This is a genomic window from Thalassotalea sp. Sam97 (assembly GCF_041379765.1).
Lineage (GTDB): Bacteria > Pseudomonadota > Gammaproteobacteria > Enterobacterales > Alteromonadaceae > Thalassotalea_A > Thalassotalea_A maritima.
The window spans coordinates 2,125,326-2,141,161 of record NZ_CP166919.1 but is presented as its reverse complement, the minus strand read 5'-3'; the positions used below and the strand labels follow the sequence as shown (position 1 = coordinate 2,141,161).

The window sequence follows — 15,836 nt, the reverse complement described above, 5'->3', positions numbered from 1 at the left end:
TCAAGAGTTATTTCTGACTGATTTGGAAACTATTTATGTTGCGTCACACCTTATCTTCAATGAAATTCTTTGAGCTAAAAAGCTTGCTAAAGCCCATCAGCACCGTGGCTTCGGGCATCGTTTTCTGCGCTCTGTTTGCGACGGTTAGCCCGGTATATAGCCAGTCGAAAACCACCGATGAAAAACGTTTAAGTAAATTGTTTTTAGTCGGTGGCGGATTAAAAACTTGCTCGTCGTTTAATCAGAGCCAGTGCTTAAACGGTGCCATGATAAAGGGTGGCAAGAGCGAAAGCCGTTATCAAGTTAGCAAGCAACAACTTAGTTTGCTTGCCAACCATCAAGCGAATTTTAGTGATGCAGAATTTCACGCATTAATGACGGTGCTCACCAACATCAGTCAAATCGCCAAACAACAAGTGCTCAGCAAGTCAAAGCTTCGAGAATTAATCCGTATTTATGATCGCAACCAAGTGATTAAAAATCTCAATGATTTTAAGTACTTTTTATTGCATGACTTATTGGAAGTCCGTGTCGCAGAGAGCGAGCAGCGAGTGATTGAAAAAGTCGATTTAGCGTCAAGTAAAGATGTGTTCTCTAAAGAGTTATATTACGCCTTTGTTAACCACGCAAAAAATAACAGTGATACTGATAAACCCTATGTCGTGGTGTTAACCGCATCGGCGCGCGATCCATTTGAAGCGGCCGATTTTTATCAGCAAGTGTTTGCTCAGGCGGGGGCTAACAGTGAATGGTTACCGCTTGACGCGACCCTTAACAAAGCTTGGCAACAAAAAGCGGATAACGCAGATATTTGTCTAGAGCTCGATAACATCCGTTTACGTGAAAACGGTTCAACCAATCGTCAGTCAGTCTATCGTGACTTGTATCTTAAGCAGCAACAAGCATGTGAAGATAAACGTCTGATCCTTAATAAAATTGCCAATGCGGATGGTCTATTTATCAATGGCGGTGATCAATCACTAACCCGAAAAGCCTTTTTAAATGACGATGGCAGCGATAATGAGGTGTTAGCCTTGATCAAGCAAAAACTTAATCAGGGCCACTTTGTGGTTGGTGGCACCAGCGCCGGAACGGCGGTCATGTCGGGTGGTCAATACCGAGGTAAACCAACGGTGATGATCAGCAATGGTCGCAGTGAAACGGCACTACAACGAGGTGCTAAAGCTGACGTGTTACCGATAGAAGGCTGTCAAAAAACCAATACCTGTGACGATAATTTGCTCAATACGGATTTAACCTACCACTCACAAGGCGGCTTAGGCTTAGTGAATTTTGCCATTATGGATACGCACTTTTCAGAGCGTGGTCGCCAGGGACGCGTTGCCATATTGGCGGAACAGACGCAAGCGAGTTTCGTACTGGGCGTCGATGAAGCGACGGCGGTAGTCATTGACTGGCCTTCCATGAACGGTGTCACCAAGGAACATGCGATTGATTTTTCGGTTGTTGGTGCCAAAGGGGTGTTTGTTTTGCAGCCTAAAGCAGCACGAAAGGCAATGATTCATTATTTAACGCGAGGGGATACGGCGACCATTCGCGGCGATGATATCGAGGTGAAATTTAATAAGTCACCGTCAGATCTTAACATTAATGTGACGCCACAACGAAACGACGTTTTTGCAGGTGATAACTTTAAGTTGTTTGCGCAAAAGGTCTGCCATCAAGCCAAGCGGGCGATGCAAGCGAGTTATCAATGGCAAGATAAGCGCTATCACATCAGTTTGCACCATAGCGATAATACCAAAGTGTATTTCGGGCAGAGCGTATATCAAGACAAGCCTTACTTGTACTGCAGTTATAGCAATCTTGAATTTCATTACTAGCCTTGCTGGAGCGCGTTGCTCTGGGGGATGTCTTTGTGTTTTTGATATCCCCTGTTGGATGCTTGAAGTGTCCATAACTCAGCCCTAAAAGGGTAAACCCATTTTAGGACGGGACAAAGAGTAAAAAAAAGCCCCACAAGGTTGTGGGGCGAAATATCATTTCAGGGAGGAAAACTATGAAAAGTTAACGTTGACTATTGTACTCCCCACAGTTAAAAAATCTGTTAGTAAAATGTAAAAATGAGCAACATAGTGTCGTTCGGTTTGATGACGATACGCTTTCCTGTCTTACCTGAATTTTATGACCATTATCATCATATCTGTTTCTAAGGTTTGATCGCGTTCGCCCGCTCTCTGGTGATAGATGAGGAAGGCGAGCTACCCCTAAAACTTATATGAATAACAAAACCTTAACGGTTATAAACATCCTCAGAATTTGTACTATATTTGTTTTAATAAGAAAACATTACTGCCTTTACGTGCCAAAGTTCCCTATCTTTGTGGCATCTAAGAATGTTTTACACAGACATTGACGACACTGTGATTATTTCCTCTCAAGCTCGTGCTTGGCATGCTATCGAGACGTTATTCATGTCCATGAGATGAGGTAAGTAGCCGGTTGTCGTGATTGACGCTTTGCGCTAAGCAAACGTTTAGCATGGAGAATAACAAGCAACATGTGGTCAACCCTTCTTAGAATTTTTATCCTGGTATTGTGTTTATTGGGCTGTAAAGACAGCAATACCGTTGTTATCAAGCAAAACATCGTTGTTAGCGCAACTGACATTGATGTCGTTAAATTACATATTATTCCCAGTCAATTTAACGTTGCCGGATCAGACCGCATTGACCTTGGTGTTGGTGCCGTCGTTGCCTTTGAAGCCTACGGGGTCAGTGCACAAGGGTTAATCAAAAATGTTACCTCACAGGTGTCTTGGCGATTAACGGATGAAACTGTTGCACAAATTAGTGTGGAAGGTTCATTAAATAGCCTTGCGGTGGGGAGTAGCACCTTAACGGCAAGCCTTGAAGACATAGTCAGTAACAGCATTGATGTTCATGTCAATGCGGTAAGTTTGCTTGCCATTCAAGTGCAAGCTGCGCAGACGCGGCTTGCGAACGGCTTTACTACATCACTCACCGCAACCGGTATTTTAAGTGATGGCTCAGTTTATGACATCAGTGATTATGTTATTTGGACATCAAGTGACACGACGGTGGCAACGGTTGACGATACAGGCATATTAACCAGCGTCGGCACAGGGGGGATGACGGTGACTGCAACCGTTGATGCGATCACCAGTAATGCCTTGCTTATTTCGGTAACAGATGCTGAGTTAACTGACATTCAGGTGACATCCGCGCAAAGCAGTGTTGCTCAAGGACTAACCACGGCATTCGCGGCAACAGGGATATTTAGCGATGGCTCAACGTTTGATATTACCCAATATGTTAATTGGGCGGTCGATAACACATCACTTGCATCCATCGACGAGTCGGGCGTGCTCACAGCCACCAATACTGGCGATGTGGTTGTTAGTGCGCAATTAGACGGTGCAACGAGCAACACATGGCCATTAACCATTACCGATGCGACCTTAACCCGTATCCAGTTAAGCGCCACTGAGCGCACTGTTGCTAAGGGCTTTCGTGTGCCTTTAACTGCTATAGGTATTTATAGTGACGGTTCATCAGTAGATATTAGCGACGATGTTCAATGGTATTCCGATAATCTTGATGCCGCCATTATTGATGCGAATAATGCGCTGGTAGGCTTGTCTGTTGGTGGCGCGTTAGTGTCAGCGAGCTTAAACGGCGTTGACAGTAATGCTGTTGTGTTTTCAATCACCAATGCGGCATTAGTCACGATACAACTGACCCCCGCAGAATTGCGCTTACCGCTCGGTGTGCGTTACCCGCTCGTCGCAACCGGTATTTTCAGTGACGGCTCAAGTTTTGACCTATCTAACGGTGTTGGCTGGCGTTCGAGTGACGCCAATATTGTCACGGTAAATGCTGCCGGTGAAATTCAAGGCGCTCAAGCAGGGCAAGCAGAGATTATCGCTCAGGTGGCAGAGGTGAGCAGTAGTGTAGCAACAATATCGGTGGCAGATGAAGTGTTGACCTCTATCGTTATTAATGCCCAACAAAACAACCTTGCTTTAGGACTTAGCTCCTCGTTAACGGCTATAGGGACATACAGTGGCGGTAGCGTGCTGGATATCAGTAGCAGTGTTGATTGGCGATCAAGCGCACTTGATGTGTTGGTCGTTGATGCAAAGGGCGAGGTTACGGGGGTTGGCGTTGGCTCCGGGGTTATCACCGCAAGTCTGGGGCGTGTCGGCAGTAATGCACTTGAATTAGGCGTCACTGATCCGGCCTTAGTTCGGTTACAAATTACTGCTCAAGACAACACCCTAAACAAAGGATATGGCACGGTACTGAAGGCGATTGGTGAGTATGATGACGGCTCAACGTTCGATTTAACCACCGAGGTCAGCTGGCAGACGAGTAACACGGATGCTGTGACGATAAGTCAAGATGGCAGACTATTGGCGATAGAGTCAGGAGAGGTTATTGTCAGTGCCTCTATCGATACTGTCACAAGTAATCAACTAACTATCACGGTTGGCGATGCGGTGTTAACCGCCATCCAAGTGTCTGTAACAAAGAGTGCTATTGCTAAAGGTCTGACAACGTCATTGACGGCTATCGGTATTTTCAGTGATGGATCCTCAGTTGATATCACCGATCAGGTTACCTGGAAATCCAGCGAACTTAGCGTTGCCACTGTTGATCAACAAGGGCTGGTCACGGGGGTAGCTTCGGGAGGTAGCAATATTTCGGCGCAAGTTATCGGTGTGCAAAGTAACAGCGTACTTGTTTCGGTAACTGAAGCTGCACTGCAACAGATACAAGTGAGTATATCAGTCAATCAACTTGCTAGGGGCTTTACGAGTCAGTTAACGGCAATCGGCCTGTTTAGTGATGGCTCGACATTTGATATAACTCCCTATGTTAACTGGCAAAACAGTGCACTTGATGTTGTTTCGATCGATACCTCGAGCCGTGTTACAGCGCTTGACGTTGGTGATGCCAGCATTAGCGCAACACTTGCACAAATTAACAGCAACAGTGTGTTCGTATCGGTTAGCGAGGCGACATTAACCTCTATCCAAGTCAGTTCAACACAGAGTAGTATTGCCAAAGGCTTCACCAGCCAATTAACGGCACTGGGTGTGCTCAGTGACGGCACAACGTATGACATTAGTGAAAGTGTTTCATGGCGCAGTAGCGACATAAATGTAGCGACAGTGAATGAGCTAGGCGAAGTCAGCGGTGTCGACACTGGGCTCGCGTTATTTACTGCAAATGTGGCAGGGGTGACCAGTAATGCTGCGCCTGTTGCCGTGACAACGGCAACGTTAACGGGTATTCAAATTAGCTCGAATGATAGTCAACTAGCGCAAGGGTTTACGACGCAGCTAACCGCGATTGGCTTATTTAGCGACGGCTCTAGCTTTGATATTACCGACTATGTCAACTGGCTGTCTTCCAATACTAGCATTGCCACGGTTGATAGCTCTGGCGTGCTCACTGCCAATGCTGTCGGTAATATGACGGTGACGGCATCGCTTGAACAAGCGAGTAGTCCGGTGTTGGCGATTTCTGTGGTCGATGCGACGTTAACGGCGATACAAGTGACAGCCAATCAGAGCAGTATTGCTAAAGGTATCACCAGTCAGTTAACCGCGATTGGCGTATTTAGTGACGGCTCTAGTTACGATATCAGCACATATGTTTCTTGGCGAAGTAATGATGTCAACGTCGCAACGGTAAGTATTTCAGGTGAAGCGAGTGGTGTTGGAACGGGGCTTGCGCTGTTAAGCGCAAATGTTGCTGGTGTGAGTAGTAATGAGTTACCCATAGCGGTTACCAACGCGGCCTTAACGGCCATACAAGTCAGCGCCAATGACAGTCAACTGGCACAAGGCTTTAGTACCCAATATAGCGCAATCGGCCAATTCAGTGATGGCTCAAGCTATGATATTACTAATAATGTTAATTGGCTCTCATCGGATGCAACCATCGCCTCTGTGGACATGGTGGGCTTACTGACCGCCAATGCCGTGGGTGATGTCACCGTTACAGCGACAATAGATCAAGTGACCAGCAATGGCTTTGCGATGTCTGTGGTGGATGCGAGCTTAACTTCGATCCAAGTGAGTGCGTCAGAAAGTAGCATTGCCAAAGGGGTTACCAGCCAATTATCAGCCATAGGCGTATTTAGCGATGGTTCAAGCGCGGATATCAGTGATTCAGTGTCCTGGCTCAGTAATGATGCGGCTGTTGCTACGGTAAGCCTTAGCGGTGAAGTCAGCGGTATCGATACTGGCCTTGCGCTGCTGACAGCAAGTGTTGCTGGCATAGTGAGTAACGAGGTGCCGATTGCGGTGACCAGTGCCGCCTTGATAGCGATTCAAATTACTTCTAATGATAGTCAACTAGCGCAAGGATTTAACACACAACTGACGGCCATTGGCCAATTCAGTGACGGCTCAAGCTACGATGTGACCAATAATGTCAATTGGTTATCATCGGCTACCAATATTGCCAGTGCAGATAAAAGCGGTTTGCTGAGTGCTAATGCCGTGGGTGATGTCACAGTCACAGCATCAATTGAGCAAGTCATCAGTAATGACCTTGCGATATCTGTAATGGATGCCACGTTAACAGCGATTCAAGTCAGCACAACCCATAGCAGTATTGCCAAAGGCTTCACGGCTCAGCTTTCAGCTATTGGCGTATTCAGCGATGGTTCGAGTACCGATATCAGTGATTCGGTGTCTTGGCTCAGTAATGATAGTGCCATCGCTACGGTGAATGAATCAGGAGAAGTCAGAGGCGTCGATAGCGGGCTTGCCTTATTAACGGCAAGTGTTTTAGAGATCAGCAGTAATCAAGTGCCGATTGCGGTGACCAGTGCGGCGTTAACGGCGATTCAAATCAGCGCCAATGACAGCCAAATTGCCCAAGGGTTTAGCACGCAATTGACAGCGATTGGCCAATTTAGTGACGGTTCAAGTGACGATATTACTGAGCGTGTCACGTGGTTGTCTTCAAAGGCATCGATTGCAACGGTCGATCTCGCTGGGAAACTTAGCGCAAGCTCTGTTGGTAACGTGATTATTACCGCCTCATTGGGTCAGTTGAGCAGTAATTTATTACCAATCAGTGTGGTTGACGCCACACTGGTGGCGGTTGACGTCACAGCCGCTGAACGCAATATTGCCAAAGGCTTTAGCACCCAGTTAAACGCTGTTGGCGTATTTAGTGATGGTACGCGGATAGATATTACCGACACGGTATCATGGCGCAGCGATGCCGTTGATATTGCTACGGTGAGCGTAACGGGCGAGGTTTCAGGAATTAACAGTGGCCTTGCCATCTTGACGGCTATTAGCTCAGGTGTCATGAGCAATGATGTAGCGATTGCAATCACCGATGCGACATTAACCAGTATTCAAATCACCCAGCCTAAAATCAGTTTGGCTGTTGGTTTTGACACCCAGTTAACAGCTATTGGTGAATTTAGCGATGGTTCACTTTACGACATTACCGATTACGTCACTTGGCTCTCGTCAAACACGGCGACTGTCGGTGTTGGTATTAGTGGTCTAGCGACGGCCAACGCACTGGGGAGTGCGAGTGTTAGTGCTAATTTAGCAGACGTGACCAGTAATGTGCTTACCATTGCGGTATCGGATGCCACTTTAACGTCAATTCAAGTCAGCGCCGCTCAGTCAAGTATAGCCCTTGGGGTGACAACCCAATTAACGGCGATAGGCCAATTCAGTGATGGCACCACAGCCGATATCAGTGGTGATGTTGCTTGGCAAAGTGGTGACACAGCCATTGCGACGGTAAGCCTTGATGGGCAAGTCAGCGGCGCTGCCCAAGGGCTTGGTGTATTTACCGCAAGCCTATCTGGTCTTAGCAGCAATGACGTGCCGGTTGCCATCACAGATGCGCAGCTCACGGGCATTCAAGTGTCTGGCATAACATCACCGTTAGCGATAGGTTTTACCACTCAGCTCACCGCCATCGGCCAATTTAGTGATGGCACGAATGCTGATGTTACCGCCAATGTTGATTGGCTATCTTCGGACTTAACCGTTGCCAGTGTTGACAGTACGGGTGTGGTCAATGCTTTGGCGGTGGGGGATACCAACATTCGGGCGACGGTCGGTACTGTGAGCAGTAATGTGGTGGCTATCTCAGTCGCTGATGCCACGTTAATTTCCATTCAAGTCAGCGCAGTCAATTCAAGTATTGCCCTCGGGGTGACAACACAACTTACGGCGATAGGCGAATTTAGTGATGGTAGCACAGCGGATATCAGCGCCGATGTGGCGTGGCGTAGCATTGATACATCGATAGCGTCGGTGAGCCTGGATGGTGACGTGAGTGGGGTTAGCCAAGGCTTAGGTTTGTTTAGTGCCAGTTTCTCCGGTGTTAACAGTAACGAGGTGGCGGTCGCCATCATCGATGCCACATTAACCCGCATTCAAATTACGCCAACTAAGGTAAGCTTGCCTGTGGGCTTTACTACATCCTTAACGGCCATGGGTGAGTTTAGCGATGGCTCGATTTTGGAGATCAGCGATTTCGTTAACTGGTTATCGTCAGATCCTGCGACGCTCAGTGTTAATGATAACGGCGTGGTCATCGCTAAGGCCATCGGCAGTACAACCCTGAGCGCGAATTTGGGCGGGGTAAGCAGCAATGCCCTGACGATTTTTGTCAATGAAGCGACACTTATCGGCATTCAAGTGACTTCAACACAAAGCAGTATTGCCAAAGGGTTGACGACGCAATTAACGGCAATAGGGCAATTCAGTGATGGTACAAACGCGGATATCAGCGGTGATGTCGCGTGGCGTAGCAGTGATGCGTCATTAGCGACAGTGAGTGCCAGTGGCGAGATCACAGGCGTTGCCTCAGGGCTCGCGTCATTTACCGCAAGCGCTTTAGGTCTCACCAGTAATGACGTGTCGGTGGCGATCACCGAGGCCACCTTAGTGGGGATAGACATAACCGCCAATCCAACGTCAGTCTCTAAGGGCTTTAACAGTCAATTAACCGCACTCGGTTTATTTAGTGACGGCAGCTCGCTTGATATCAGTAATTTTGTCACATGGTTGTCGTCAAATACCAATATTGCAACGATTGATAAAAATGGTCAGTTAACCGGCATTGCCATTGGTGATGTGACGGTGACGGCAACCCTTGAACAGATTGGCAGTAATCAGCTGCTGATATCGGTTAATGAAGCGACATTAACTGACATCCAAATCAGCGCAGTCGATCCTAGTATAGCGATAGGTGTAACGACAGAGCTTACTGCTATCGGCACGTTAAGCGATGGCAAAACCTACGACATTAGCCAATACGTGGTATGGCAAAGCAGCGATCCGACGATAGCCAGTGTCGATGCCGATGGTATCGTCACCGGTAATTTGGCGGGTGATGTATCAATTACCGCCGAGGTCACTGCGGTAGCAGGGGTGATCAGTAATGCTTTAGCGATCGCAGTCAGTGATGCGGTGCTAACGGAGATAATCATCTCGTCACCAGTAACCGAGTTGGCAACCGGGACGAGTGCGCAATTAACGGCAACGGGCGTATTCAGTGATGGTAATAGCTATGTGATCACCCGTTTTGTTTCCTGGCTGTCGTCGAATACCGACACCGCCACCATTGATGGCGGTGGTGTGATAACCGCTTCGGGTTTAGGGAATGTTAGGGTAACGGCCCAACTTGACGGTATCAGCAGTAATGCGCTTGATATTTTGATCAGTGAAGCAACGTTAGCGGCGATCCAAGTCACTGCCGCGAGCACACAAATCAGCAAAGGTTTAACCACACAGCTCACCGCTACCGCGGTGTTAAGCGATGGCAAAAAATACGATGTGACAGGGGCGGTCATATGGCGTAGCAGTGATGGAGCGGTTGCCACCATTGATGACAGTGGCTTACTCAAAGGCAATAACAGCGGCGGCGCATCGGTGACGGCTGAGCTTGCTGGCTTAACCAGTAATGCCGTGGTGATATCGGTGAGTAATGCGGTGTTAACTGGGATCTCGGTTAGCGCAGATGATACGGCTCTCGCTAAAGGGCTAAGTACCCAATTAACCGCGTTGGGGTCATTCAGTGATGGCTCCAGTGTTGATATCACCGATATTGTGACCTGGTCATCGTCCAATAGTGCGCTCGCAACGGTTGCGCGTGGTGGTGTGTTATCGGCGCAGGCTGTTGGCACGGTGGCCGTGACTGCCAGTGTCGATACTCTGAGCAGTGTCCCCGTTAGCATTAGAATTACCGATGCGACATTAAGTGAAATCCAAGTGACGGCAACTCAGCCTAGCATTGCCAAAGGCTACACCACGCAATTAACCGCCACGGCGATATTGAGCGATGGTACCAGCAAGGTGATGAGCAATACCGATGTGCAATGGGCCAGCAGCGATGGCTTGATAGCCAGTATTGATGGCGATGGCGTGCTTACTGGTAATAACAGCGGTGGGGTCTCGGTGACGGCCGAAGTCAGTGGTGTACAAAGTGAGGCACTTTTGATCTCCGTGACTAGTGCAGCGCTTGTCAGTATTCAAGTGACGGCAGATGAAAGTCGTTTGGCACTAGGTTTGACGACCTCCTTAACGGCGATAGGTTATTTCAGTGATGAATCGAGTACCAATATCAGTGATTCTGTGTTGTGGGCAATAACCGATCCAACGATAGCGGCCATTAGTGACACCGGCGTGTTAACGGCTCTTGCTGTGGGCGAGACTACAATTACGGCGTCACTTGGCGCTATTGACAGTAATGATTTGGCTTTGTCAGTGGCCGAGGCAAGGTTAGCGTCACTGCAGATCACCGCGGCGAACACGACGCTGGCCAATGGTTTTGATACCCAAATGACGGCTATTGCGATTTTAAGCGATGGAACGCAATACAACTTCACCGAGGCTGTGACTTGGTACTCGAGTAACAGCGACGTCGTGACCGTTATTCCCGGCGGCGAGGTCATCAGCCTGAGCGTCGGTGGTACAGCAATATCTGCGGAGTTAGATGGTATATTCAGTAACTCGGTGACGATATCAGTAACGACAGCGGCATTAGTGCAAGTGCAGATTAGCGTTGAAGATAGCATAATTGCTGAGGGCTTAAATACGCAACTTACAGCAATAGGCTTGTTTAGTGATGGGTTGACCTTTGATATCACCGAATATGTCGAATGGAACTTGCTCGATGTAAAACTCGCTAGTATTAGTGAGCAAGGGGTGTTAACAGCGAAAAGTTCTGGTCGCATAACGCTTTCTGCCAGTGGTCGAGGCTTAACCAGTAATACATTAACCATACAAATTGTCGAAGCAATTCTTACCTCAATTCAAGTGACATCCGAAGAAACCGAAATATCCGAAGGTTTGAAAACTCAATTAACAGCAACAGGTATTTTCAGCAACGGTACAACCTATGAGGTTACTGATTTTGTTACATGGCGTTCTAGCAATTTAAACATTGCAACGATCTCCGAAAACGGTGTGTTATCCGCTATTAAGGTGGGTGATGTGACGGTGACTGCACGATACCTTGGGGTCACCAGTAATGCGCTTCCGATTAGTGTCTCAGATGCTGTACTACAGTCGATTCAGGCAAGTGCGAAGGATAATGTCTTAGGCAATGGATTTACTACTCAATTAACGGCGTTGGGCGTGTTTAGTGATGGGTCAACCTTTGATATTAGCGATTTTGTCTATTGGGAGGTTAATGATCCGAGTTTGGCTAACGTTGACTCTAACGGATTGCTAACAGCGACTGGGGTTGGCAATGTCCTTGTTACAGCAGAGAGGTTTGGTTATATCAGTAACGTTATTAATATAACCATCAGCGAAGCTGAGGTGGTTGCGGTACAGATAAGTGCGCAACAAACGACGCTGATTAAGGGCTATTCTACGCAATTAAATGCACAGGCAATATTTAGTGATGATCGTAGCCTAAACGTTACTGACCTTGTTAGCTGGAAGTCCGATAATATTGACGTGATCCAAGTTACCCTGACAGGCGAAGCGGTGAGTGCTGAGGCAGGTGTGGCCAATATTATCGCCAGTTTTGCCGGTATCGACAGTGCTAACTTGACCCTAACGGTGACAGAAGCTGAGTTGGTGGAGATTAAGGTTAAATCAGACCTGGCGGTTATCCCCCGAGGGTTAACAACCAAGTTGCAAGCAACAGCAATACTCAGCGATGATTCGAGCTATGATATTTCACCGTTTGTTAGCTGGGTATCGTCAAATGTGAATATTGCTAGTGTCGATGCTGATGGTACCTTCAATGCCAAAAACGTTGGTAACGTTTCGGTAACCGCAACCATAGGTGCAGTGTCTAGTGTGCCATACCCTTTAACTGTAACTAGACCCGAGCTGTCACGTATTCACGTCACCCCAGAGCAGCGAACGGTTGCAAAAGGTTATCAGGTGCAGCTGACAGCCACTGGCATTTTTACTGATGGTACAAGCTATGAGATCACTCCGACGGTTTCATGGATATCGAGCGACACACGCGTCGCTACCGTGAGTCGAGAAGGATTAGTCAGTGCTATTGCTGAGGGGGGGGCCGTGATTAACGCGAATGCGGCTGGGATTAGCAGTAATGACGCGTTAATATCCGTGAATAATGCGACACTCGAAGAGTTGATATTACAACCAGAACTACTGGTAGTACCGCTTACTTATAGTCGGTTTGTTACGGCTACCGGTGTGCTTAGCGATGGCCGCGTGTATCCTGTGACCCAATATGTATCATGGGTGCAAAGTGATCCAAATGCCTTCGTAATTTATGGTGATGGTTTGATCACTGGCCTTGAGCTATCACAATCAACGGTATCGGCACAAATAAATGATTTGATCAGTAGCCCTATTACCGTGATAGTAACCAATCCGGTGCTTGTTGGCATTAATGTGTCACAAGACGATGTATTGTTAGCCGAAGAGCAAGTGGTACGGTTAACCGCAATCGGTGTGTTTTCTGACGGCAGTACAGAAGATATCACCAATGATATTATTTGGGAAACGGCAGATGTTAGTGTTGTGCGAACCTCATTTGGCGTTATTCGCGGTATAGATCCTGGGACAGTGACGGTCGTTGCCAGAGCGGCTGGCGGGGTATCGAGTACGCCTATTACGGTGACGGTTGTTCCAGCGAACGATAGCGTTGATAAATCGGCGCTGATTGAAGAGCAAACGCTAAAACAACTTGGCCTTGAGCAAGGCTATTTAACCAACACCTCATTCGCTGAAGTTTCCGCTGCTGTTGACTCAGCGCAACTTGTCATCGATGACCCGTTTGCTGCCCAAGCCGAAGTGGATGCGGCGCTCGCTGCCTTACAGGCAGCGATACGTAAAGAGCAAAACTTTATTACCCTGAGATCGGGAACCAATATACTGGCAACCATTTCGTTTAACGAAGAAACTGGAACATTAAACGTAATATCAACGGGTAAGTTGATTGATCTTGGCAATTTATCAAATTCTGATCTTTACATGACGGTAACCTTTACATCAGCGGCAACTGGTGCGCTGCAATCAGAGCTAATACGGTTGAATAACGCCGATGCGCTGGAGGCATTGCTTAACGGTCGCCGTTACCAAGATGGCGATAGCATCGTGTTATCGTTGAGTGCGGGTGTGCAAGCAATGGCGGTGAAAGTTGACGGTTATATCGGCAACTATACTGGCGAAACATTCTTCACCGGCATGCCAGTGCCTTGGCGCACGGTTGAATTTGTGATGGAGCAAAGTTCGTTGCGTTTTGTCAGTGGTAGTCAGTAGGCTATTGATAGCATGCATTACCACGTACATAAAATTGACCACGAGAAAACAAAAAGAGCATGCGTGATTAATCCATATTAATCACGCATGCTCTTTATTATCGACAGTTGACGATGGTTTATTGTTGCCGACGGCTTATTTACTTTCGGGTACGTAGCCTTCAATTTTTGGCTCTTTACCTTCAAATAAATAGGCAATCATGGTCTCTTCTAAGAACTTACGATCATCAGGGTTCATCATCGACAGCTTGTGTTCATTGATCAACATGGTTTGTTTTTTCTGCCAAATGCCCCATGCTTCTTTGCCAATGTTGTCAAAAATGCGTTTGCCTACATCGCCTGGGTAAAATTGAAAATCAAGGCCATCATCTTCTTTTTTAAAGTGCTGACAAAAAACTTTACGGCTCATAACTGTTCTCTTTTGTATGTGATTTGGTGAGTTGCTCAAGCAGCAGTTTAGTCGGTGCTGATAAGCCCACCGTCATGGGTTGTTGCAAATGGTACCAAAGCTGTTGTTGATTTTCATTAATTAATGTCGCCTTTGCAGGCTCAACATCAATCACTAAGGCGTTTATATCAAGGTGAAAATGGCTAAAAGTATGACGAAACTCGGGCAGTGCGTGTTGTGATTTGGCCACTAACTGTAAGTTCGCTAACATGTCATCAAGTTGTGTTAGGTTGTCGATTTCATAAAAACTGAATAAGCCGCCCCAAATACCCGTTGACGGCCGCTTGTACATGAACACCTGCTCGCCTTGTTTTAACAGCAGCATGTAGGTGGATTTAACCGGTTTATCCTTTTTCGGCTTTTTGCCGGGAAAGTCCTTTTGTTTTTCATGAAAAAACGCTTGGCAGTCGGCTTTTAATGGGCATTGAAAACACGCCGGTTTACTGCGGGTGCAAATCATCGCACCTAAGTCCATCATCGCTTGGTTAAAATTCCCGACTCGGGCAACAGGGGTTACCTGCTCGCTTAGCTGCCACAATTGTTTTTCAAAACTGGCAAGCCCTGGGTAGCCTTGAACCATGTTAAAACGTGCCAATACACGTTTAACATTACCATCTAAAATTGGGTGATGCTGATTCAAACTCAGTGACAAAATCGCCCCAGCGGTACTTTTACCGATCCCTGGTAATGCCACAACCTGCGCTATGTCGGTGGGAAACTCACCATCATAGTCATCACGAATGACTTTAGCGGCTTTGTGTAAGTTGCGTGCTCTGGCGTAATAACCAAGCCCGGTCCAATGGTGCAGGACGTCATCCTCAGCCGCGTTGGCTAAATCCACCACGCTAGGAAATGAGGCCATAAATCGCTGGTAATAGGGAATAACGGTGGCTACTTGCGTTTGCTGTAGCATGATTTCCGAGATCCATACTCGATAGGGCGTTTGCTGTTGTTGCCAAGGCAGCGCTTTTCGGCCGTGTTCATCGTACCAAGCTAAGACCTGTTCGCTAAATGTCGACATAAATGTATCGTGACTCTATTCGTGTAATGAGAGCATAAAGACGGGCAGTGTAGCGAAAACCTGTACGCCTTGAAAGTCTGCTGATTGGCTTTATTTGCACAATCCGGTTTTCACGGATCGGTTGAGGTTGATTGATTAGATATAAATTCAACCTAATGGTCAATTTGCCAAGGTGGCTAATCGTCGGTTTGTTCGCCATACTAAGAGGCAATATTAGCTGATCAAGATAACGGTAGAGATAACATGAACGTATTAAATAAAGCGAAAAGCCGTAGTCGTCGATTGCGTAAAAAATTACGCGTTGATGAATTTCAAGAGCTTGGTTTTGATGTTGCCTGGACCTTCTTGGAAGGGACCAGTAATGCCGATATAGACGCGTTTATCGACCGCTTTTTTGCTGAAGTTATCGAGCCCAATGGTCTCGGTTTTGCGGGTGAAGGTGATTTAGTTTGGCATGGCCTTGTTTGTACCCAAAAGCTTGGTCAGTGCACCGATGAGCATCGTCAAGCGGTGAAAACTTGGTTAACCGATAATGGTGTTTCTGCGGTGGAGGTGTCAGAGCTATACGATGTATGGTGGGCCTTTTAACGTCTGGCGAAATAAACGGGCGGATAGCTTGAGTTCTAACCACAA

Annotated in this window: 5 protein-coding genes and 1 pseudogene; 4 read left to right on the top strand and 2 right to left on the bottom strand. The window is 47.2% G+C overall.

Translation table 11 applies throughout. From position 1 onward, the window contains the following. The first annotated feature begins 35 nt into the window (after positions 1–35). The 3 genes and pseudogenes from ACAX20_RS09545 (at position 36) to ACAX20_RS09535 (ending at position 13,735) form a co-directional block, all read left to right on the top strand. Positions 36–1,844 carry a cyanophycinase gene (locus ACAX20_RS09545; RefSeq protein WP_371185749.1) on the top strand — a complete coding sequence of 603 codons (1,809 nt, stop codon included), beginning with the start codon at positions 36–38 and terminating at the stop codon, positions 1,842–1,844. Between the two features lie 677 nt (positions 1,845–2,521). Further along, positions 2,522–7,570 (top strand): annotated as a pseudogene (locus ACAX20_RS09540) (beta strand repeat-containing protein); the annotation flags it as partial. Positions 7,571–7,627: 57 nt separating this feature from the next. Continuing rightward, positions 7,628–13,735: a beta strand repeat-containing protein gene (locus ACAX20_RS09535; RefSeq protein WP_371189632.1), complete on the top strand. Its 6,108-nt coding sequence runs from the start codon at positions 7,628–7,630 to the stop codon at positions 13,733–13,735. Between the two features lie 135 nt (positions 13,736–13,870). Here ACAX20_RS09535 and ACAX20_RS09530 read toward each other — a convergent pair whose 3' ends face one another. Both ACAX20_RS09530 and mutY read right to left on the bottom strand, forming a co-directional pair. After that, positions 13,871–14,143: an oxidative damage protection protein gene (locus ACAX20_RS09530; RefSeq protein ID WP_371185748.1), complete on the bottom strand. Its 273-nt coding sequence runs from the start codon at positions 14,141–14,143 to the stop codon at positions 13,871–13,873. Next, positions 14,133–15,203 (bottom strand): A/G-specific adenine glycosylase, encoded by a 1,071-nt coding sequence (mutY, locus tag ACAX20_RS09525; protein ID WP_371185746.1) that lies wholly within the window; start codon positions 15,201–15,203, stop codon positions 14,133–14,135. Before mutY ends, ACAX20_RS09530 begins: the two co-directional genes overlap by 11 nt. Positions 15,204–15,446: 243 nt before the next feature. Between mutY and ACAX20_RS09520 the strand changes: the two genes are divergently transcribed. Further along, positions 15,447–15,791: a YggL family protein gene (locus ACAX20_RS09520; RefSeq protein WP_371185744.1), complete on the top strand. Its 345-nt coding sequence runs from the start codon at positions 15,447–15,449 to the stop codon at positions 15,789–15,791. Positions 15,792–15,836 lie beyond the last annotated feature (45 nt).